This window comes from Ideonella sp. (genome assembly GCF_036277275.1).
In the GTDB taxonomy this organism is placed as follows: domain Bacteria; phylum Pseudomonadota; class Gammaproteobacteria; order Burkholderiales; family Burkholderiaceae_C; genus Ideonella.
Genome location: NZ_DASUNH010000025.1, coordinates 1 through 20,236, shown reverse-complemented (window position 1 = coordinate 20,236; position 20,236 = coordinate 1). Strand labels below are relative to the sequence as shown.

General features: G+C 66.9%; 18 protein-coding genes. 12 read left to right on the top strand and 6 right to left on the bottom strand.

Going from position 1 to position 20,236, the window contains the following annotated elements; genetic code table 11:
• Positions 1-29: 29 nt before the first annotated feature.
• Complete coding sequence (locus tag VFY73_RS05545; RefSeq protein ID WP_329716924.1) at positions 30-1,097, bottom strand: serine/threonine protein kinase; 1,068 nt, start codon at positions 1,095-1,097, stop codon at positions 30-32.
• Between the two features lie 21 nt (positions 1,098-1,118).
• The gene (locus tag VFY73_RS05540) at positions 1,119-1,844 is read right to left on the bottom strand and encodes a GNAT family N-acetyltransferase (protein WP_329716923.1); all 726 of its coding nucleotides are present in this window, start codon (positions 1,842-1,844) and stop codon (positions 1,119-1,121) included.
• 333 nt (positions 1,845-2,177) lie between these two features.
• Here VFY73_RS05540 and rplM point away from each other — a divergent pair, with 333 nt between their 5' ends.
• From rplM to erpA, 5 genes are all read left to right on the top strand, one after another.
• The gene (gene rplM, locus VFY73_RS05535; protein ID WP_329716922.1) at positions 2,178-2,606 is read left to right on the top strand and encodes a 50S ribosomal protein L13; all 429 of its coding nucleotides are present in this window, start codon (positions 2,178-2,180) and stop codon (positions 2,604-2,606) included.
• A gap of 9 nt (positions 2,607-2,615) precedes the next feature.
• Complete coding sequence (rpsI, locus tag VFY73_RS05530) at positions 2,616-3,008, top strand: 30S ribosomal protein S9 (protein WP_329716921.1); 393 nt, start codon at positions 2,616-2,618, stop codon at positions 3,006-3,008.
• A gap of 138 nt (positions 3,009-3,146) precedes the next feature.
• Positions 3,147-3,821, top strand: coding sequence for a DUF6776 family protein (locus tag VFY73_RS05525; RefSeq protein WP_329716920.1), 675 nt, complete (start codon positions 3,147-3,149; stop codon positions 3,819-3,821).
• A gap of 72 nt (positions 3,822-3,893) precedes the next feature.
• Positions 3,894-4,292 (top strand): polymer-forming cytoskeletal protein, encoded by a 399-nt coding sequence (locus VFY73_RS05520; RefSeq protein ID WP_329716919.1) that lies wholly within the window; start codon positions 3,894-3,896, stop codon positions 4,290-4,292.
• A 53-nt stretch (positions 4,293-4,345) separates the two neighbouring features.
• Positions 4,346-4,720, top strand: coding sequence for an iron-sulfur cluster insertion protein ErpA (gene erpA / locus VFY73_RS05515; RefSeq protein ID WP_329716918.1), 375 nt, complete (start codon positions 4,346-4,348; stop codon positions 4,718-4,720).
• Positions 4,721-4,784: 64 nt separating this feature from the next.
• Here erpA and VFY73_RS05510 read toward each other — a convergent pair whose 3' ends face one another.
• Positions 4,785-5,180, bottom strand: a complete 396-nt coding sequence (locus VFY73_RS05510) for a RidA family protein (protein WP_329716998.1) — start codon at positions 5,178-5,180, stop codon at positions 4,785-4,787.
• 17 nt (positions 5,181-5,197) lie between these two features.
• Entirely contained in the window at positions 5,198-6,841 is a 1,644-nt protein-coding gene (locus VFY73_RS05505) for a benzoate-CoA ligase family protein (protein WP_329716917.1), read from the bottom strand.
• A 145-nt stretch (positions 6,842-6,986) separates the two neighbouring features.
• Between VFY73_RS05505 and kynB the strand changes: the two genes are divergently transcribed.
• The 3 genes from kynB to kynA are packed head-to-tail and all read left to right on the top strand — an operon-like array spanning position 6,987 to position 9,785.
• The gene (gene kynB / locus VFY73_RS05500; RefSeq protein WP_329716916.1) at positions 6,987-7,616 is read left to right on the top strand and encodes an arylformamidase; all 630 of its coding nucleotides are present in this window, start codon (positions 6,987-6,989) and stop codon (positions 7,614-7,616) included.
• A 7-nt stretch (positions 7,617-7,623) separates the two neighbouring features.
• On the top strand, positions 7,624-8,913 hold the full coding sequence (gene kynU / locus VFY73_RS05495) for a kynureninase (protein WP_329716915.1): 1,290 nt from the start codon (positions 7,624-7,626) through the stop codon (positions 8,911-8,913).
• A complete protein-coding gene (kynA, locus tag VFY73_RS05490; protein WP_414654405.1) occupies positions 8,910-9,785 on the top strand; it encodes a tryptophan 2,3-dioxygenase in 876 nt (291 codons plus the stop codon). Before kynU ends, kynA begins: the two co-directional genes overlap by 4 nt.
• 219 nt (positions 9,786-10,004) lie before the next feature.
• Here kynA and VFY73_RS05485 read toward each other — a convergent pair whose 3' ends face one another.
• Both VFY73_RS05485 and VFY73_RS05480 read right to left on the bottom strand, forming a co-directional pair.
• Positions 10,005-11,129: an ABC transporter substrate-binding protein gene (locus VFY73_RS05485; protein WP_329716913.1), complete on the bottom strand. Its 1,125-nt coding sequence runs from the start codon at positions 11,127-11,129 to the stop codon at positions 10,005-10,007.
• A 28-nt stretch (positions 11,130-11,157) separates the two neighbouring features.
• Positions 11,158-12,294 (bottom strand): ABC transporter substrate-binding protein, encoded by a 1,137-nt coding sequence (locus VFY73_RS05480; RefSeq protein ID WP_329716912.1) that lies wholly within the window; start codon positions 12,292-12,294, stop codon positions 11,158-11,160.
• 325 nt (positions 12,295-12,619) lie between these two features.
• On the opposite strand from VFY73_RS05480, the gene VFY73_RS05475 reads away from it, so the two are divergent.
• From VFY73_RS05475 to VFY73_RS05460, 4 genes are all read left to right on the top strand, one after another.
• Positions 12,620-14,431 (top strand): aminopeptidase P family protein, encoded by a 1,812-nt coding sequence (locus VFY73_RS05475; RefSeq protein ID WP_329716911.1) that lies wholly within the window; start codon positions 12,620-12,622, stop codon positions 14,429-14,431.
• Between the two features lie 107 nt (positions 14,432-14,538).
• The gene (gene gshB, locus VFY73_RS05470; protein WP_329716910.1) at positions 14,539-15,498 is read left to right on the top strand and encodes a glutathione synthase; all 960 of its coding nucleotides are present in this window, start codon (positions 14,539-14,541) and stop codon (positions 15,496-15,498) included.
• Between the two features lie 289 nt (positions 15,499-15,787).
• Positions 15,788-17,674, top strand: coding sequence for an ATP-binding cassette domain-containing protein (locus VFY73_RS05465; protein ID WP_329716909.1), 1,887 nt, complete (start codon positions 15,788-15,790; stop codon positions 17,672-17,674).
• 271 nt (positions 17,675-17,945) lie between these two features.
• On the top strand, positions 17,946-20,236 hold a 2,291-nt coding region (locus tag VFY73_RS05460), incomplete at its 3' end, for an isoamylase (protein ID WP_329716908.1).

Here is a 20,236-nt window from a genome sequence, read left to right as displayed (position 1 = left end):
CCGCCTCCGGCGTCGGTCCCCCGAGGGGATCAGTCGCCTAGAGGTGGCCCAGCGGCTGCCGAGGCGTCCTGCATCCGCTCGATCTGTTCCCGCAGGTCGGCGGCCTGTTGGTTCCAATAGGACGGGCTGGCGAACCACGGGAAGGCGATCGGGAAGGCCGGGTCGCGCCAGCGTTCGGCCAGCCACGCACTGTGGTGGATCATGCGCAGCGTGCGCAGCGGCTCGATCAGCAGCAGCTCGCGGTCGTCGAAATCCATGAAGTCGCGGTAGCCATCGAGCAGGTGGTGCAAGGCGGCTTCGACCGGGCCGCGCTCGCCCGGCAGCAGCATCCACAGATCCTGGATCGCCGGGCCCATGCAGCAGTCGTCGAGGTCGACGAAATGTGGACCGGCGCCGACGCCTTCGTCGCGCCAGAGCACGTTGCCGGCGTGGCAGTCACCGTGCAGTCGCAGGTGGCGAGGCGGGCCTTGGCGCTCGAACGCCCGGTCGACGGCTTCCAGCGCCGCCGCACTGGCGTTGATCCAGCCGCGGTCGATTTCGGGGTCGACGAAGCCCAGGTCGATCAGGCGTCGGCGCGGCTGGTGGCCGAACGTCTGCGCGTCGATCGTGCGCCGGTGGGCAAAAACCTCGCGCGTGCCGACACGGTGCATGCGGGCGATCAGGCGACCTGTCCAGGCCAACGTGTCCGGGCGCTCGAGCTCGGGGGCCCGGCCGGCCCAGCGTTCACTGACCGAGAAGCGGAAGACCCGGCCCGGCGCGGCGTGGTAGTGACCCAGCGTGCGCGCGTCGGCCGACAGCGTCAGGGCCGGGCTTTCGATGCCGAGCGTCAGCGGCGGAACGACCGGCAGTTCGGCCTCGGCCAGCTCAGTGGCAAAGCGGTGTTCCTCGGCGATCTGCGCATCGCTCCAGCGGCCCGGCCGGTAGAACTTTGCGACGACCACACGACCGTCGTCCAGCGGTGCCTGGTAGACGCGGTTCTCGTACGAGTTCAGCTGCAGCAGCCGGCCGTCGCAGCAGAAACCGGCGTCCTGCAGCGCCCCCAGCACAGTGGCGGGGTCGAGGTCGGCGTAGGGGGCGTCGGTGCTGTGGTCAGGCATCGGCGCATGGTAAGCGCCGGCTCACTCGATCGTCGAATCACGCACCTTGCGGATACCGGCCTTGATTTCACCGAACAGCTGGCGCAGCTGGTCCACCCGCTGGGCATTGCTCTTCAGCTGGTAGTCGATCTCGGCGGCCTGGCTTTCGACCATCTCCTCGATCACCGAGCCCAGGGTTTCGGGGGGCAGGCGCAGCCGGGCCTCGGCCTCACCGCCCTCGCGCTCGACGGTGGCGCCAGCGTTGCGTGCGATCTTCAGCATCGCGGCGTTTTCGCTCAACGCATGGATGATCATCGTGTCGACGCCACGGTTGCGGGCGTGCAGCATCGCGTGGTCGAACAGGCGCGCGCCATAACCGCGGCCTCGCGCCTTGGGCAACACCGACACGCCGAACTCGGCCGCCTGGCGCAGGCGGGTCGAATCCGGCAGGTAGGCCAAGTGGGCCTGGGCGATCAGCGCCAGGCGGCGGTTGAAAATGCCAAACACCTCGTCCCGGTCGAAATCGAGCAGATCGACATAGCGGCTGACCTGGGTGTCGCTGGCGGCGTAGCCGAAGCGAAGATAGCGGTCTTGCGGGTCCAATGCCAGCAAGTGAGCAAGCACTTTTGGCCTGTGGCGTTGCGCAAGGGAGCGGATCGGAATCCACCTGAATTCCGGCGCGGTAGCGGCCGGGGCGGTGCCCGGTGCCGGGCCGGCGCGCGGGGTATGCGCGTCGGCAGGCTCGGGGCGATCATCGGACTGGCCCATGGGGGTGGCCTCCAGGATCTTGGTGATAACCCTAGTCTAGCGAGGCTGATTGAGGAGCGGGCTCCAATGCCCCCCGAATGCTTCTTGGCCTGTTGTTTGGCGAACGCATGGCCTGCGGTATACTCGCGGGCTTTCCCGTTATTCGGCGGGGAGAACGGGCTTTGCCCGCATGGCGCGGCCTATAGGTCGCCCGCCCTGTGGCGCAAGGTGCCCGGTGAGCCTGAGAGGCCGCCGGTCGAGCCTGCTGATTCAGCAGGCTGGGCCTCCAAGCGGCGCCGAAGGAGCCGGACGAGCCGTTCAGACAGCCGTTTTTTCTCTCATCAAGAGACCCTCATGAAGACCTTCAGCGCCAAGCCGGCCGAAGTGACGCACGAGTGGCTTGTGATTGACGCCACCGACAAGGTGCTCGGACGTGTTGCCAGCGAAGTGGCACTCCGTTTGCGCGGCAAGCACAAGGCCATCTACACGCCTCACGTCGACACCGGTGATTTCATCATCATCCTGAACGCCGACAAGATCCGCGTCACTGGCAACAAGGCCAACGACAAGGTGTACTACCGTCACTCGGGCTTCCCGGGCGGCATCTACGCCACCAAGTTCAAGGACATGCAAGCCAAGCACCCGGGCCGCGCCCTGGAAAAGGCCGTCAAGGGCATGCTGCCCAAGGGCCCGCTCGGCTACGCGATGATCAAGAAGCTGAAGGTGTACGCGGGCGATACGCACCCGCACGCCGCCCAGCAGCCCAAGGCGCTGGAAATCTAAGGAGCGGTGATGATCGGTAATTGGAACTATGGCACCGGCCGCCGCAAATCGTCGGTCGCTCGCGTGTTCATCAAGAAGGGCACCGGCCAGATCGTCGTCAACGGCAAGACCGTCGACGAGTATTTCGGCCGCCAGACCTCGATCATGATCGTCAAGCAGCCGCTGCTGCTGACGGGCAATGGCGAGGCCTTCGACATCAAGGTGAACGTGCACGGCGGCGGTGAATCAGGCCAGGCTGGCGCCGTTCGCCACGGCATCACCCGCGCGCTGATCGACTACGACGCTGCGCTGAAGCCCGACCTGAGCCGCGCCGGCTTCGTGACGCGTGATGCGCGTGAAGTCGAGCGTAAGAAAGTCGGTCTGCACGGCGCTCGCCGCCGCAAGCAGTTCAGCAAGCGCTGATTCCGCTTCAACGACAGGTTCGTTGTCCCAAAACGAAAGGCCGCTCTTGCGGCCTTTCGCGTCTTCAGGCCCCGTTCACCTCCGGACACGATGCGCTTCAAGCTGTTGCGTCGCCGCCTGTCGATCAGTGCCCCGCGCATGATCGTGCGCAGCCACCTGCCCTGGCCCCTGCGCTGGGTGATCTATGCCGTTGCGCTGGGTTTCTCTGCCGCCATCGCGCTGTGGGCCTTCGAGTTCGGCAAGGACATCGCCGGCCTGGACCGCAGCTCGAGAGAGGAAGTGATGCGCCTGAGGGCCGAGTTGGACGGCCTGAAGGAGGAGTCCGAGCGCGCGCAGGCGATTGCGAACACGGCAGACAGTCTGCTCAAGGCCGAGAAGGTGGCGCAGGAACGGCTGGCCGCCCAGTTGAAACAGGCGGAGGCGGAAAACCTGGCGCTGAAGGCCGACCTTGGATTTTTCGAGCGTCTGCTGCCGGTGGCGGGCGGCGCAGCCGCGGGCGGGGCGTTGACCGTGCGGGGCTTCCATGTGGAGCCGGCGACCGCCAGCCAGTTGCGCTTTCAGCTCCTGGTCATGCAGAACGGCCGACCATCGGCGCCATTCGAGGGGCGCTATGAGTTGACGATGAACGGCGAGCTCGAGGGCCAACCATGGTCGGCGAGCCTGCCTGGCGGCACCAAACCCCTGCAGGTGAAACAGTATGCACGGGTCGAGGGCCGCATCGACCATCCCGAAGGGGCCGTGGTAAAAACCGTGCAAGTGAGGGTGTTGAACGGCTCAGGAGCCGTCATGGCCACGCAGATGGCCAAGCTTTGATGCGCCCCGGCGCCGGTGCACGCGGCGCGATGAGGCACGCGACGAGTTGGGAAAGCAGCAAAGGACACACCCATGTGGTTCAGCAAGAAACAACCCCCGATCCGCAGCCTGATCGGCGAAGGCACGGCCGTTCATGGCGAATTGCGTTTTGGCGATGGCCTGCGCATTGACGGCGAGGTGCATGGCGACGTCATCGCCGCAGGCGACCGCCCGACCTTGCTCGTGATCAGCGAAAATGCCCGGGTGCATGGCAGGGTGATCGCTGCCCATGTGATCATCAACGGCGAGATTGTGGGGCCCGTCCATTCGACGGAGCTGCTGGAAATCCAGCCGAAGGCCCGAATCGCTGGCGAAGTTCGCTATGAGACCCTTGAAATGCACCAAGGCGCCACCATTGATGGTGAATTGCGTCACCATTCGAGCCAGGGCGAAAAGCCCGCGCTGATCTTGGCGGCTTCGAACGACGCATGATGGCCGCCCGATCCCAAGACCTGAAGATTTGACCTGTTCTCGAAGGAAGCCCCATGAGCGCCCTGGCCGAAACCACCACCCCTGACGCCGGCGTGATGCCCGCCCCGATCCTGTTCACCGACAGCGCTGCTGCCAAGGTGGCCGATCTCGTGGCCGAAGAGGGCAACCCGGACCTGAAGCTGCGCGTGTTCGTGCAAGGTGGTGGCTGTTCCGGCTTCCAGTACGGTTTCACCTTCGACGAAATCGTCAACGAAGACGACACGCAGATGAGCAAGAACGGCGTCACGCTGCTGATCGACGCGATGAGCCTGCAGTACCTGATGGGCGCCGAGATCGACTACAAGGAAGACTTGCAGGGCGCCCAGTTCGTGATCAAGAACCCGAACGCGTCGACGACCTGTGGCTGCGGGTCGAGCTTCACGGTCTGACCCGTACTCGCTGCACGATCAAAGGCCACCTTCGGGTGGCCTTTGTCATTGACGGGCGGATCGATCAGCCCGGAATGACCGCCGTCACCTCGATCTCGACCTTGGCGCGCGATTCGATCAGCGCCGCCACCTGCACCGCGGTCATCGCGATGGCGTAGGAGCCGATCGTGTCGCGGAAGACGGTGCCGATCTCCTTGCCGCGGGCGAGGTACTCGCTGCGATCGACCAAATACCAGGTCATTCGCACGATGTGATCCGGCGTCGCGCCGGCCTCGGCCAGCACCGCGATCACGTTCAGCAGTGCCTGGCGGGTCTGCTCGACCAGGTCATCGGTGTCGAACGCGCAGTCGGCATTCCAGCCAATTTGGCCGGCGACGAAGACCTGCGTGCCGCGCGCGGCCACGCCGTTGACATAACCGCGTGGCGGCGCCCAGTGCGAAGGTTGCAGGACCTTGTGCATCGTCTCGTCTTTCTTGTTCAAGCGGGTTGGCGCAGGCGGAAGCGTTGCAGCTTGCCGGTCTCGGTGCGCGGCAATTGAGCGAGGTATTCGATCGCCCGCGGGTACTTGTACGGCGCGATCGACTGCTTGACGAAGTCCTGCAGCGCCTTGGTCATGGTCTCATCGGCCTCATGCCCGGCCTTCAGCACGACGAAGGCCTTGACGATCTGGCCGCGGTCCGCGTCAGCCACGCCGATCACGCCGCATTCGGCCACGGCCGGGTGCAGCAGCAGTGCGCTTTCGACCTCCGGCCCGGCGATGTTGTAGCCGCCGCTGATGATCATGTCGTCGGTGCGGGCCTGGTAGACGTACTGGCCGTCGGTGTCGATAAGGTAGGCGTCGCCGGTCAGGTTCCAGCCGTTCTGCACGTACTGGCGTTGGCGCTCGTCGGCCAGGTATTTGCAGCCCGTCGGGCCTTTGACGGCGAGCCGGCCGACCTGGCCCGGCGGCAGTTGGCGGCCTTCGTCGTCGACAATGCAGGCGCGGTAGCCGGGCACCGGCGTGCCGGTCGCGCCGGGGCGGGCATGGGCCTCGTCGGCCGAGATGAAGATGTGCAGCATCTCGGTCGAACCGATGCCGTCGATGATCTCGATGCCGGTGGTGTCACGCCACAGCTTGCGCGTCGCCGCGGGCAATGCCTCGCCGGCCGAGACGCACTTGCGCAGCGAGCCGAGGTCGTGTTTCGGTCCGCCGTTGGACAGCGCCAGGGCGATTGCGCGGTACGAGGTCGGCGCGGTGAAGCAGACGGTCGCACGGTAGCGTTCGATCGCGGCCGGGAGCGTGTCCGGCGTGGCCTTCTCGATCAGCACCGTCGAGGCGCCGACCGACATCGGGAACAGCAGCAGGCCACCCAGCCCGAAGGTGAAGGCCAGCGGCGGGCTGCCGATGAAGACATCATCGCGCGTGGCGCGCAACACGTGCACCGGCCAGCAGGCGCAGGCCGCCATCACGTCGCGGTGGAAGTGCATCGTCGCCTTCGGCGTGCCGGTGGTGCCCGAGGTGAAAGCCATCAGGCAGACGTCGTCGGCCGATGTGGTGGCCGCGGCGAAATGGTCCGATCGGCAAGCGGCGCGAGCCTCCAGCGCGTCGGGCGCATCGCCGTGGAACAACACAACCTCGCGCAGGCTCGCTGCGCCGCCGTCGGCGCGCGCCAGCTGCAGCTCTTCGGCCAGCCGGGCGTCGCACAGCGCATGGCTGATCTGCGCTTTGTCGACGATCTGCTTCAGCTCTTTCGCACGCAGCAGCGGCATGCTGCCGACCGCGATGCCCCCGGCCTTGACGACGGCCAACCAGCACGCCGCGAGCATCGGCGTGTTTGCGCCGCGCAGCAGCACCCGGTTGCCGCTGACCAGGCCGAGGCCGTGGACCAGCTCGTTGGCGATGCGGTTGACCTGGGCTTGCAGCTCGGCGTAGGTCCAACGCACGCCTTCGCCCTGGACAGCGAGACGCTGTCCGTCGCCTCGGGCCACGCGCGCATCGAGCAATGCCGCCGCGCAGTTCAGTTGATCGGCAAAGCGCAGCTCGGGCAGGTCGAACACCAGCTCGGGCCATTGCTCCGGTGGTGGCAAGCGGTCGCGGGCGAACGAATCGGCAAGGGCGCTGGGCAGCAGCGGCAAGGGCATGGAACAGGCTCCCAGGTTGGGCTGACCAAAATCTAGGTCGAATTACTTCACTTGTCAACTATTCAGGTCTATACTTTTTCCGAACCCGGCTGAGGCGCTCCGCGCCGCCTTGCCGCCGCCTCACCCCTCGCCCTATGCTGGCCCGATGAGCAAACGCCTCTGGGACATTTCGCCCCCCGTGCATGCCGGCGCGCCGGTGTTCCCCGGGGACACCGCCTACCGCCAGGAATGGGTCGCGACGATCACGCCGGGTTGCCCGGTCAACGTCTCGGCCATCACGCTGTCGCCGCATGTCGGTGCGCACGCCGATGCGCCGCTGCACTACGACCCCGACGGTGCGCCGATCGGCGAGGTCGACCTGACGCCCTACCTGGGCCGCTGCCGCGTGATCCATGCGATCGACTGTGGCCCACTGGTGCGCACCGAGCATGTCTCCCACGCGTTGGCTGACCTGCCGCCGCGCGTGCTGGTGCGCACCTACAAGAAGGCGCCGCAGGACCACTTCGACAACGACCTGCCGGCCTTCGACGCCGCCGTGATCGAGGCGTTCGCCGAACGCGGCGTGCTGCTCGTGGGCATCGACACTTCCAGCGTCGACCCGGCCGCGAGCAAGGAGCTGCCGAGCCACCAGGTGCTGCGGCGGCACAACGTGCGTGTGCTGGAGAACCTGGTGCTCGACGATGTCCCCGAAGGCGACTACGAGCTGATCGCGTTGCCTTTGAAACTGATCACTGCGGACGCCTCACCAGTCCGCGCCGTGTTACGAGAGCTGTGAGCCAACGATGACCGAACCCTTGACCCGACAGGCCTGCGCCGCGCTCGACGCGGCCGATCCGCTGCGCTCGTTGCGCGCCTTGTTCATGCTGCCCGACGGTGTGAACTACCTCGATGGCAACTCGCTCGGTGTGCTACCTGCCGCGGCGCCGGCGCGCGCCGCACAAGTGGTGCAACAAGAGTGGGGCGAGGGCCTGATCCGCAGCTGGAACACGGCCGGCTGGATCACGCTGCCGCAGCGCGTGGGCGACAAGATCGGCCGCCTGGTCGGCGCGAAACCGGGTGAGCTGGTGACGGCCGATTCGACCTCGATCAACCTGTACAAGGTGCTCAGCGCGGCGATCGAGATCGCCAAGCAGGACCACCCGGGCCGCAAGGTGATCCTGTCGGAGCGCAGCAACTTTCCGACCGACCTGTACATCGCGCAGTCGCTGGCCAAGCAGCACGGCTTCGAGCTGGAGCTGGCGACGAGCGACCAGATCGCCGCGCGGCTGGACGTGCGCGTCGCGGTGCTGATGCTGACGCAAGTGAACTACCGCACCGGCGCGATCCACGACATGGCGGCGCTGACCGCGCAGGCCCATGCCAAGGGAGTGCTGGCGTTGTGGGACCTGTGCCATTCGGCGGGTGCGCTGCCGGTCGACCTGAATGGCGCGGACGCCGACTTCGCGATCGGCTGCGGCTACAAGTACCTGAACGGTGGCCCAGGGGCGCCCGCGTTCGTCTGGGCTCACCCGCGCCACGCGAGCCGCTTCTGGCAGCCGCTGTCGGGCTGGATGGGCCATGCGTCGCCGTTCACCTTCGACACTGCTTATCGGCCGGCCGAGGGTGTCTCGCGCTATCTCTGCGGAACACCATCGGTGATCGGGCTGTCGGTGCTCGAGTGTGGCGTCGACACGCTGCTGGCGGCCGAGCCGATGGGTGGCATGGCGGCGCTGCGTGCCAAGTCGCTCGCCTTGACCGACCTGTTCCTCGCGCAGGTCGAGGCGCGCTGCGCCGGCCATGGCCTGCGTTCGGTGACGCCAGCCGACCGCCAACGCCGCGGCAGCCAGGTCTCGCTGGCCTGCCCGGGCGTCCCCGGCTACGCCGCGATGCAGGCGCTGATCGCGCGGGGCGTCATCGGCGACTTCCGCGCCGGTGACGGCTCGGAAGTCGAGCCTGATTTGCTGCGCTTCGGCTTCACGCCGCTGTACACCCGCTTCGTCGACGTGTTCGACGCGGTCACCGCGCTGGCCGAGATCCTGTCGACCGAGCAATGGCGCGAAGCGCGCTTCAACCAGAAGGCGGCGGTGACATGAGTTGTCCAATGCATGACAAGGCCGAAGTCGCTCCCGGCAGCGGAGAGGCCATCGTGCGGGAGGAGGGGGCCCAGCTCGACTTCTCGCGCGACATGAGCTACGGCGATTACCTGCACCTCGACGCGGTGCTGAACGCCCAACACCCGCTGTCGCCCGACCACAACGAGATGCTGTTCATCGTGCAGCACCAGACCAGCGAGTTGTGGATGAAGCTGATGCTGCACGAGCTGCGTGCGGCGGTGGCGGCGATCGCGGCGGACCAGTTGCCGCCGGCCTTCAAGATGCTGGCCCGCGTCTCGAAGATCATGGAGCAGCTGGTGCACGCCTGGGACGTGCTGGCGACGATGACGCCGCCCGAGTATTCAGCGATCCGGCCGTACCTGGCGCAGTCCAGCGGCTTCCAGAGCTGGCAGTACCGCTGCATCGAGTTCATGCTGGGCAACAAGAACGCTGCGATGCTGAAGCCGCATTCGCATCGACCGGACTTGTTGGCCATCGTCGAGACGGCGTGGAAAGCGCCCTCGCTGTACGACGAATCGCTGCGTCTGCTGGCGCGCCGCGGTATTGGCGTGCCCGCGAGCCACCTGGAACGCGACTGGACCCAGCCGTACGAGGCCGACGACGGCGTCGAGCAGGCCTGGCTGCAGGTCTATCGAAAGCCCGAAGCGAACTGGGACCTATACCAGCTCGGCGAAGAGCTGACCGACCTCGAAGACGCGTTCCGCCTCTGGCGCTTCCGCCATGTGACGACCGTCGAGCGGGTGATCGGGTTCAAACGCGGCACCGGCGGCACCGGCGGTGTCAGCTACCTGCGCAAGATGCTGGACACGGTGCTGTTCCCCGAAATCTGGAAACTCCGCACGAGTCTTTGATGTACCGCTTCGCTCGGCCGTGCCCAGACGGTCTGAGCGCGCGCAGCGCCGCTCACCATCCAGTGGCGTGCGCGGATCCGGCTTTGCCGGCCGCTGCGCGGTCTTGCAGACCGCGGCGGGCCAGAGGCCCGCCCCTTCGCCAGGCATGAACAGTCCTCAGGACTGTTCATGTCCGGGCTCAGCCCCCTTGGGGGCAGGCCCCGAAAGGGGCCGTGGGGGTCAACCAGCAATTCGGCCGAAGCGGTCGACGACGACCAGGTCCACGTACTGCGAGCCCTGGCTGCTGCCCGATTCGTAGCCCACGCGATAACCACCGAGGTCGACCTTCAGGTTGGCCAGCGCGTCGCGGATGCGCTGGCGGCTCACGTCGCCGCCGCGCTGTGCGGCGGCGCGTGCCGCTTCGACGGCGACGCGCCCGGCGATGTAGCCTTCGAGCACCGTGACGCCCATTTTGGCGTTGGCATTGATGGCCGCCACATCGCGGGTGCACTGCGACACGACACCGATGCCCAACGCCGTCGGGCGCGGCACCACCAGGCTCATCACGACGCTGCGCCCTATCGATGCCACGCCGTTGATCAGGTCCTGCCCTGCCAGCGAGGTGGCGAAGAACATGCCGGGGAAGCCACCCTCGTTCATGAGCTTCATGATCGCCAGCACTGGGGCGGCGTTGGTCGTGAAGAAGACGCAGTCGAGCTTGGCGTCGAGCAGTTGCTTGGCGGCCACCTCGATGCCCTTGATGTTGCGGTCAACCCCCAAGGCGATCGGTGGCTTGATGCCGGCGCTGTCCATCACCGCGGTCATCGTTGCGAGGTTGATCTTCGAGGTGTCTTGCAGATAGACGTAGCCGACCTTCTTGAGCCCGAAGGTCTTCACGTAGTTGATCATCTGCCGGTACTCAACGTCGTAGCCGGCCCGCACATGCGCCGTGCCGGGCTGGCTGCCAACCCGGATGCCCATGTTGCCGCTGGCGGTGCCGATCATCGCGATCTGGTGCTCTTGCAGCAACGGCAAACAGTCCTGGGCGCCAATGCCGTTGGTGAAACCCACCAGCGCCGACGCGCCGACGTCGATCAGGCTCTTGGCGTTGGAGACCACGCGCTCCTTGACGCCGCCGTCGTCCAGCGCCAGCAGTTCGAAGTTCAGTCCGTTCGGACCCTCGGCCTTGTTGGCGGCTACCAGCGCAGCGTTCAGGCCCAGGTTCACGTCCTTGCCGTACTGGGTCTGGGTTCCCGTCAGCGAGGCCGATTGGCCAATGCGCACGGCCTTGCCGGCGGCGTGGCTCAGGTGGGGCCAGGTGGCGCAACCTGCGGCGCCTGCGATCATGAAGTGGCGGCGTTGCATGCTGCGCTTTCTCGAACTTTCAGACAAATCAGCCCACCAGACGACCGTAACGGTCGACGGCCATCAGGTCGACGAACTTGGAGCCTTGCGTGCCGCCGCCGAAGTCGACGCGGAAGCCGCCGAGGTCGGTGCGCAGCCCAGCCAGCACGTCGCCGAAGCGGGCCCGGCTCAGCCGGCCGCTGTTGATCGCCGAGTGCGTGGCCTCGACGGCGATGCGGCCGACGATGTAGCCCTCGAGCGTGGTCACGCCCAGGCGGGTGCCGTTGTTCAGCAGTGCCAGGTCGCGTTGGCACTGGTTGACGACTGGCGTGCCCATGCTCGACGGGCGCGGCACCACCAGGCTCATCACGCAGCCCTGCTGGCGTGCGACCAGCTTGTCGATCAAGGTCTGACCCGAGTACGACGAGGCGTAATAGAGGCCCGAGTACTTGGCGGCCGACATCAGCTCGATGATCTTGGCGATCGGCTCGGCGTTGGTCGTGAACATCACGCAATCCGGCCGGCTGGCCAGCAGCTCGCGCGCGGCGGCTTCGAAGTTGGACGCGTTGCGGTCGATCGCCACCGCCACCTTGGGCGACATGTTCACGTCGGCCAGCGCCTGCTTCAGCGCATTCAGGTTGCTGGCCGCGGCGTCGCCCATGTAGACGATGCCCACGCCCTTCAGGCCGAAGTCCTTCGCATAACCGATCATGCGGCGGTACTCGGCGTCGTGGCCGACCCGCACGTTGTAGACATTCTTGACGTTGTTGCCGCGCAGGCCGAGGTTGCCGCTGGCGGTGCCCAGCAGTGCGATGCGCGAATCCTCGAATACCGGCAGGCTGGCTTCGGCGCCAACGCCGCTGGTCAGGCCGATCAGGGCGAGGGTATCGGTCTCCGCCAGTGACAGCACGTTCTTCATGCAGGTCGCGCGCAGGCCACCATCGTCCAGGCAGTTCAGCTCGAAGCGAACACCGTTGTTTTGGGTATTGGCCGCCATGAAGGCAGCGGCGATACCGTTGCGCATGTCCTGGCCGTAGGTGGCTTGGCCACCGGTCAGGGATGCCGACTGTCCGAAACGCACGACGCGGGTGTCCGCGCGGCTCACGAGGGGCCACGCCCCCATCGAAGTGCCCAGGCCCACGGCAGATGCCGCAGACAAAGCCTGCACGAAGGATCTTCTCTGCATGACGCGCTCCCTGAAAATACAAACGTGCGTCGTTGCCGTTTGTGACGGTGTCGTCGGCTGTGCTGCCGCTGCTTTAAGCGCTGCGCATTTGCAGTTGCGTTTGATGCAAATGGTTACGAATGTCAAAATGGCGAACGAGCGACCTGCTGATGCCGAACATTCGGCAGACGCCCCTGCCAGCATGGGCTTTCTGAATTTCCTTCGGTGGGCTGACTCCTAGAATCGATTGACCCGGCTCAGAGCAGGCCGGCCTCTCACCCCTGCGGCCGAGCGTGGACCGACCCGGTTTGCGCCGCCGGCCGACCTGCCCCAACGGAGCCCCACGATGGACACCCGCACCGCCCCCGCCCGCCTACGCATCGCCCGCTTGCGCGAGGTGATGGCCGCGAACCATGTGGACGCCGTGCTGGTGCCGTCGAGCGACCCCCACCTGTCCGAATACCTGCCCGGCCGCTGGCAGGGCCGCGAATGGTTCTCCGGCTTCACCGGCTCGATGGCGACGCTGGTCGTCACGATCGGCGAGGCCGCGCTGTTTGCCGACAGCCGCTACTGGACGCAGGCGGAGGCTGAGCTGCAGGGCAGCGGCATTGCGCTGGTCAAGATCCCGACCGGCGCCGCGACGCACTACCTGGACTGGATCGCCGAGCATGTGAAGCCCGGCCAGGCGCTGGCGGTCGATGGCCAGGTGCTGGGGCTGGCCTCGGCACAACAGCTGCGCGCGGTGACCGAACGTGCCGGCATCCGCCTGCTGACCAACGTCGACCTGCTCGAATCGGCCTGGATCGATCGGCCCAGCCTGCCGACCGCCGCGGTCTTCGACCACGTGGCGCCGCAGGCGCCGGTGGCCCGCCCGGCCAAGCTGGCGCTGGTTCGCGAGGCGATGGCGCGCCATGGCGCCACCCACCACTTCGTCTCGACCGTCGACGACATCGCGTGGGTCACCAACCTGCGCGGCGCCGACGTGGCGTACAACCCGGTGTTCCTGGCCCACCTGCTGATCAGCCATCAGGCGGCGACCCTGTTCGTTGGCGCAGGCAAGGTCAATGCCGAGCTGGCCGCCAAACTCGCCGCCGATGGCATCACGCTGGCCGACTACGGCCAGGCGCCGGCGGCGCTGGCTGCCCTGGGCCCGGGCACGCGCCTGCTGATCGACCCGAAGCGTGTCACGCTGGGGCTGCGCGAGGCGGCGCCCGAGGGGCTCACCGTGATCGAGGCGATCAACCCCAGCACGCTGATGAAGAGCCGCAAGACCGCGGCCGAGGCGGTGTTCGTGCGCCAGGCAATGGAAGAAGACGGCGCCGCGATGTGCGCGTTCTACGCCTGGCTCGAGCCGGCGCTGGCGAGCGGCGAGCGCATCACCGAGATCACGATCGACGAGAGGCTGAGCGCCGAGCGCGCGAAGCGGCCGGGCTTCGTCGGCCTGAGCTTCCCGACCATCGCCGGCTACAACGCCAACGGCGCCATGCCGCACTACCGCGCGACCCCTGAGCACCATGCAGTAATCGGGGGCAACGGCCTGCTGCTGATCGACTCCGGTGCGCAGTACATCGGTGGCACGACCGACATCACCCGTGTCTGGCCGGTCGGCACGCCGACGGTGGAGCAAAAGCGCGACTACACGCTGGTGCTCAAGGGCACGCTGCAGCTGAGCCGCGCCCGTTTCCCGCGCGGCACGCTGAGCCCGATGCTCGACGCACTGGCGCGCGCCCCGTTGTGGGCCGAGAGCCTCGAATACGGCCACGGCACCGGCCACGGCGTCGGCTACTTCCTCAACGTGCACGAGGGCCCGCAGTCGATCAGCAAGGCCATTCCCGACGCGAACATGGCGATGGAGCCCGGCATGATCACCTCGATCGAGCCAGGGCTGTACCGCCCGGGCCGTTGGGGCGTGCGGATCGAGAACCTGGTGCTGAATGTGCCGGCGCCGGCCAGCGAGTTCGGCGAGTTCCTCGAGTTCGAGACGTTGACGCTGTGCCCGATCGATACCCGCTGCCTGGACCTGGGCCTGTTGCGCGCCGACGAAGCCGATTGGCTGAATCGCTACCACGCGATGGTGCGCGAGCGCCTGGCGCCCAAACTCAGCGGCGATGCCTTGGCCTGGTTGATGACGCGCACCGAGCCGGTCACGCCGGCCTGAGGGCGCAGCGCCAGGGCGCCTGCGCCTCGGTGGCGGGCGGTCCGGCGCGACCGAGGGGTTGCCTTGCGACAGCACGGGTTGAACAGTTCGGGGCACACTCGCTGCCCATGAAGCTCCTCTTCGTTGCCGACCCGCTCGCGGGTTTCAAGATCCACAAGGATTCGACCTTCGCGATGATGCGCGAGGCTGCCAGGCGCGGCCATGTGCTGTACGCCTGCGAGGCCAACGACCTGTCATGGCGGCGTGGTGGCCGCGTCGAGGCCCATGTGCGCCACATCACGCTGACCGGTGCGTCCGGCTACGGCGTCAAGGACTGGTTCAAGGTCGAGGACGAAACCCGAGTCGCGCTGGCCGAGTTCGACGCGGTGCTGATGCGCCAGGACCCGCCATTCGACAGCGAATACTTCTACGCGACGCACCTGCTGGGCCGCGCCGAAGCCGAAGGCGCCCGCGTGTTCAACTCGCCGCAGGCGCTACGCGACCATCCCGAGAAGCTCGCGATCCTGGAGTTCCCCGAGTTCATCACGCCGACGCTGGTGACCCGCAATGCCGCCGACATCCGCACTTTCCACGACGAGCAGAAAGACATCATCCTGAAGCCGCTCGACGGCATGGGCGGCATGGGCATCTTCCGCGTCAAGGAAGACGGCTTGAACCTGGGCAGCATCATCGAGACGCTGAACCGCGACGGCGCGCAGACGGTGATGGTGCAGAAGTACCTGCCGGCCATCAGCGCCGGCGACAAGCGCGTGCTGGTGATCGGCGGCAAGCCGGTGCCGTATTCGCTCGCGCGCATCCCGCAGGGCAGCGAGATCCGCGGCAACCTGGCGGCCGGAGGCAAGGGCGTCGCGCAGCCGCTGACCGCGCGTGACCGCGAGATCGCCGAGACGATCGGCCCCAAGCTCGCCGCCCGTGGCCTGCTGCTGATCGGGCTGGACGTGATCGGTGACCAGCTCACCGAGATCAACGTCACCAGCCCGACCTGCTTCCAGGAGATCACCGACCAGGCGGGATTCGATGTCGCGGCGATGTTTGTCGATGCATTGGAGAACGCGCTGCCTGGTTGAGGCGTGGCGCGCCAGGGCGCTGGGGTGTCCCCCTCCGCTCATGTCCCCCGCCATCGGCCTGCGGCCGCCGGCTCCTCCTAATACTTCGCTGCGGGGGACGCCCCGTCCCCCTGAAGTCCACCGTCGCGGTTGTTGAAGGTCGAAACAGCCGGAACGGTGCCTGCCGGGGCTGTGGGATGACTGGCGCAGCGAAGTAAAGGAGGAGCGTCAGGCAACGCCTGGCGCGGGGGGCATGAGCGGAGGCGGTCGCCCCTCAGCCTCGGCTGCGCAGAGCGCCGACAATGCACCCATGGCCCTGCTGACCCTCACCAACGCCCACCTCGCTTTCGGCCATGTGCCCTTGCTCGACGGCGCCGATTTCTCTCTCGAAGCCGGCGAGCGGGTCGGCCTGATCGGCCGCAACGGCACCGGCAAGTCGTCGCTGCTGAAGATCCTGGCCGGCTTGGAGCGGCCCGACGACGGCAACCTGCAACTGCAAAGCGGCGTGCGTGTCATCTACGTGCCGCAAGAGCCTGTCTTCGACCATGCCTCGACCGTGTTCGACACCGTCGCCGAGGGTGTGGCTGAGGCGCGCGAACTGCGCGCCCGTTTCGAGGCCCATGAGCCGCATGAAGACCTCGATGCGCTGCAGACGCGGCTCGAAGCGCTCGACGGCTGGACGTGGGAGCAGCGCGTCGATGAAACGCTGCAGCGCCTGCGGCTGGACGCCACCGGCACGATCGAACAGCTCTCCGGCGGCACGAAGAAGCGCGTGGCCCTGGCCCGCGCGTTGGTGGCCGCACCCGACGTGCTGCTGCTCGACGAGCCGACCAACCACCTGGACCTGGACGCGATCGACTGGCTGGCGGGCCTGTTGACCAACTTCCGCGGCGCGCTGGTCTTGATCACCCACGACCGGGCGTTCCTCGACGCGGTGGCCACCCGCATCGTCGAGCTGGACCGCGGCCACCTGCACGGCTACCCCGGCAACTTCGCCGCCTTCGAAGCGGCCAAGCAGCGTGAGCTGGACGCCGAGGCCTTGGCCAGCGCCCGCTTCGACAAGCTGCTGGCGCAGGAAGAGGTGTGGATCCGCAAGGGTGTCGAAGCCCGCCGCACCCGCAGCGTGGCCCGCGTGCAGCGGCTGCACAAGCTTCGCGAAGAGCATGCCGCGCGGCGCGAGCAGCAAGGCCGCGTGCGGCTGGACATCGACCGCGGCGCGGCCTCGGGCAAGCTGGTGGCTGAACTGGAAGGCGTGTCGAAAGCCTATGGCGACAAGACGATCGTGCGCGACTTCTCGGCCATCTTCCTGCGCCGCGACAAGGTCGGCCTGGTCGGCCCCAACGGCGCCGGCAAGACCACGCTGCTGAAGATGATCCTCGGTCAGCTGGCGCCCGACAGCGGCACCGTACGCACCGGCTCGAACATGCAGATTGCCTACTTCGACCAGATGCGCGAAGCGCTGGACCCGAACAAGACACTGGCCGACACCATCAGCCCCGGCAGCGAGTGGATCGAGATCGGGTCGCAGCGCAAGCATGTGATGAGCTACCTCGGCGACTTCCTGTTCGCGCCGGCGCGGGCCAACTCGCCGGTCAAGAGTCTCTCGGGTGGCGAGCGCAACCGGCTGCTGCTCGCGCGCCTGTTCGCGCGGCCGGCCAATGTGCTGGTGCTCGACGAGCCGACCAACGACCTCGACATCGAGACGCTGGAGCTGCTCGAAGAGCTGCTGCAGGACTATGACGGCACGGTGTTCCTGGTCAGCCACGACCGCCGCTTCGTCGACAACGTCGTCACCAGCACGGTGGTGGCCGAAGGCGACGGCCGCTGGCGCGAGTACGAAGGGGGCATTGCCGATTGGCAGGCGCAGGCCGCGCGCAGCGCTGCACTGGCGGAAGCCGCCTCCCGAGCGGTGGCCCCCCCGCCGCCGCAGGTTCGCGCCACGGCAGAGACTGTTGCGCCGACGGCTGCCGCCAGGCGCAAGCTCAGCTACAAGGAGCAGCGCGAGCTGGAAGAGTTGCCGGCACGCATCGAGGCGCTCGAGGCCGAGCAGGCCCGGCTCGCCGCCGAGATCGGCGGCAGCGCGCTGTACACCGAGACACCTCAGCGCATCGCCGAGGTCACCGGGCGCCACGCAGCGATCGAGGACGAACTGATGGGTTTGCTGGAGCGCTGGGAAGTGCTGTCGAACCGCACCTGACCGATCCGGTTCAATCTTCCGGCGAAACTGGTGTACTTTGACTACATAAAAACTACATTGAACCGCTCAGCGCGTAGGATGACGCCTGCGGGTAAGCGCTAGCGCGGGTAACTCTGGACGGTGAACCGGTTGTGCACTGATCCGGTGCTCACTACGATTGGACGCTAGTTTTACTACCTGCCCGCGGTCCGTCGATGCCTGCATCGAGTGCGCTCGTGCCGCAACTTGGGGCAGATCTTGGTCGGCGCACATCGAGTCGGCGAGGTCCAGCATGAAGTCGGGATGCAGTGGGCACGCGTGGCGGCGCTGGGGCGCCGCATGCGCGTTGGTGTGGGGGCTGGTGGCGGGCCTGTGGGCCGGGCCGGCCGTGGCCGCGATCGATGCGTTGACCTTGGGTGGCCGCTATGACGGCAGCCAGGCCAGCATCAACTTCCGCGTCTATTCGTCGCGTGCGACGCGCATCGAGGTCTGGATCTACAAGACGGCGTCCGGTGCGCAAGAGAAGGTCAAGTACGTGATGACCAAGGACGCCGGGACCAACGTCTGGTCCAAGACGGTCTCGGTCGCCACCTTGCAGAACACCTACGGCATCACCGGCCCGGTCTACTATGGCTACCGTGCGTGGGGCCCGAACTGGCCCTACAACAGCGGCTGGACCAAGGGCAGTGGGACCGGTTTCCTGAACGACGTCGACGGCAGCGGCAACCGCTTCAACCCGAACAAGCTGCTGCTCGACCCGTATGCGCGCGAGGTCAGCCAGGACATGCTGACCACCAGCTGCAGCGACGGCACGCTCTACGCCTCGGGTGCCACGCACCGCACCAAGGACAGTGGCGCCTGCGCACCCAAGGGCATCGTGCTGGCGGCCGACACACAGTCCACCGGCACCAAGCCGACACGGGCCTTCAAGGACGACATCGTCTACGAGGTCCATGTGCGTGGCCTGACGAAGAGCGACTCGAGCGTCGCGCCGGCGCTGCGCGGCACCTATGCCGGCGCGGCGGCCAAGGCCGGTTACCTGGCGGGGCTGGGCATCACCGCGGTCGAATTCCTGCCGGTACAGGAGACGCAGAACGACACCAACGACGTCGACCCCAACAGCGCCAGCGGCGACAACTACTGGGGCTACTCGACGCTGGCCTTCTTTGCACCCGATCGGCGCTATTCGAGCGACAAGACCGCCGGCGGCCCGACGCGTGAGTTCAAGGCGATGGTCAAGGCCTTCCACGATGCGGGCATCAAGGTCTACATCGACGTGGTCTACAACCACACCGGTGAGGGCGGCGCCTGGGGCGGCTCGGACGGCCTGACCGTCTACAACGTGCAGAGCTTTCGCGGCCTGGACAACCCGACCTACTACTCGCTGACGAGCAACTTCCAATACTCGTGGGACAACACCGGCGTCGGCGGCAACTACAACACCCGCAACACGACGGCGCAGAACCTGATCGTCGATTCGCTCGCCTACTGGCGCAACACGCTCGGTGTCGACGGCTTCCGCTTCGACCTCGCCTCGGTGTTGGGCAACACCTGCGAGCACGGCTGTTTCAACTTCGACAAGATGGACGGCGGCAACGCGCTGAACCGCATCGTCAATGAACTGCCGCCGCGACCGGCTGGCGGCGGCAGCGGCCCCGACCTGATCGCCGAGCCGTGGGCGATCGGCGGCAACTCGTACCAGGTCGGTGGCTTTCCCAGCGGTTGGATCGAGTGGAACGGCAAATACCGCGACGCGCTGCGCAAGGCGCAGAACAAGCTCGGCGTCGACGTCGTGACCACCGGCGAGTTGGCGTCACGGTTCGCCGGCTCGTCCGACCTGTACGGCGACGACGGCCGCAAGCCCTGGCACTCGGTCAACTTCATGGTCGCGCACGATGGCTTCACGATGCGCGACCTCTACGCCTACAACAGCAAGCAGAACAACCAGGCCTGGCCCTATGGCCCGTCGGACGGCGGCGAAAACGACAACAACAGCTGGGACCAGGGCGGCGACGCCTGGGCGCAGCGCCGTGCCAACCGCACCGGGCTGGCCTTCATGATGCTCTCGGCTGGCGTGCCGATGATCACCGGCGGCGACGAGATGCTGCGCACCGTCAACGGCAACAACAACCCGTACAACCTCGACTCATCGGCCAACTGGCTGAGCTGGACGCTCGACACCAACGCCACCAACCACAAGACCTTCAGCAGCCGGCTGATGGCCTTCCGCAAGGCCCATCCGGCGCTGCGGCCTGTCAACTTCTATTCGAGCGTCGACAACAACGGCAACGTGATGGAGCAGCTGCGCTGGTTCAAGCCGGACGGCGCGCAAGCCGACACGGCCTATTTCACCAATGCCAACAACCACGCCATCGCCTGGCGCATCGACGGCAGCGAGTTCGGCGATTCGGCTAGCGCGATCTATGTGGCTTATAACGGCTGGTCGGGCAACGTGAACTTCACGCTGCCGTGGCCCGGCACCGGCAAGCAGTGGTACCGCGTCACCGATACCGCCACCTGGAACGAAGGCCCGAACACGGTCGTGGCTCCGGGTTCCGAATCGTTGATCGGCGGCGAGAATAC

What these genes read in the sequence shown, in the direction of transcription:
- VFY73_RS05545 (WP_329716924.1), bottom strand. Translation starts at nt 1,097, where the DNA reads ATGCCTGACCACAGCACCGACGCCCCCTACGCCGACCTCGACCCCGCC.
- VFY73_RS05540 (WP_329716923.1), bottom strand. Translation starts at nt 1,844, where the DNA reads ATGGGCCAGTCCGATGATCGCCCCGAGCCTGCCGACGCGCATACCCCG.
- rplM (WP_329716922.1), top strand. Translation starts at nt 2,178, where the DNA reads ATGAAGACCTTCAGCGCCAAGCCGGCCGAAGTGACGCACGAGTGGCTT.
- rpsI (WP_329716921.1), top strand. Translation starts at nt 2,616, where the DNA reads ATGATCGGTAATTGGAACTATGGCACCGGCCGCCGCAAATCGTCGGTC.
- VFY73_RS05525 (WP_329716920.1), top strand. Translation starts at nt 3,147, where the DNA reads ATGATCGTGCGCAGCCACCTGCCCTGGCCCCTGCGCTGGGTGATCTAT.
- VFY73_RS05520 (WP_329716919.1), top strand. Translation starts at nt 3,894, where the DNA reads ATGTGGTTCAGCAAGAAACAACCCCCGATCCGCAGCCTGATCGGCGAA.
- erpA (WP_329716918.1), top strand. Translation starts at nt 4,346, where the DNA reads ATGAGCGCCCTGGCCGAAACCACCACCCCTGACGCCGGCGTGATGCCC.
- VFY73_RS05510 (WP_329716998.1), bottom strand. Translation starts at nt 5,180, where the DNA reads ATGCACAAGGTCCTGCAACCTTCGCACTGGGCGCCGCCACGCGGTTAT.
- VFY73_RS05505 (WP_329716917.1), bottom strand. Translation starts at nt 6,841, where the DNA reads ATGCCCTTGCCGCTGCTGCCCAGCGCCCTTGCCGATTCGTTCGCCCGC.
- kynB (WP_329716916.1), top strand. Translation starts at nt 6,987, where the DNA reads ATGAGCAAACGCCTCTGGGACATTTCGCCCCCCGTGCATGCCGGCGCG.
- kynU (WP_329716915.1), top strand. Translation starts at nt 7,624, where the DNA reads ATGACCGAACCCTTGACCCGACAGGCCTGCGCCGCGCTCGACGCGGCC.
- kynA (WP_414654405.1), top strand. Translation starts at nt 8,910, where the DNA reads ATGAGTTGTCCAATGCATGACAAGGCCGAAGTCGCTCCCGGCAGCGGA.
- VFY73_RS05485 (WP_329716913.1), bottom strand. Translation starts at nt 11,129, where the DNA reads ATGCAACGCCGCCACTTCATGATCGCAGGCGCCGCAGGTTGCGCCACC.
- VFY73_RS05480 (WP_329716912.1), bottom strand. Translation starts at nt 12,294, where the DNA reads ATGCAGAGAAGATCCTTCGTGCAGGCTTTGTCTGCGGCATCTGCCGTG.
- VFY73_RS05475 (WP_329716911.1), top strand. Translation starts at nt 12,620, where the DNA reads ATGGACACCCGCACCGCCCCCGCCCGCCTACGCATCGCCCGCTTGCGC.
- gshB (WP_329716910.1), top strand. Translation starts at nt 14,539, where the DNA reads ATGAAGCTCCTCTTCGTTGCCGACCCGCTCGCGGGTTTCAAGATCCAC.
- VFY73_RS05465 (WP_329716909.1), top strand. Translation starts at nt 15,788, where the DNA reads ATGGCCCTGCTGACCCTCACCAACGCCCACCTCGCTTTCGGCCATGTG.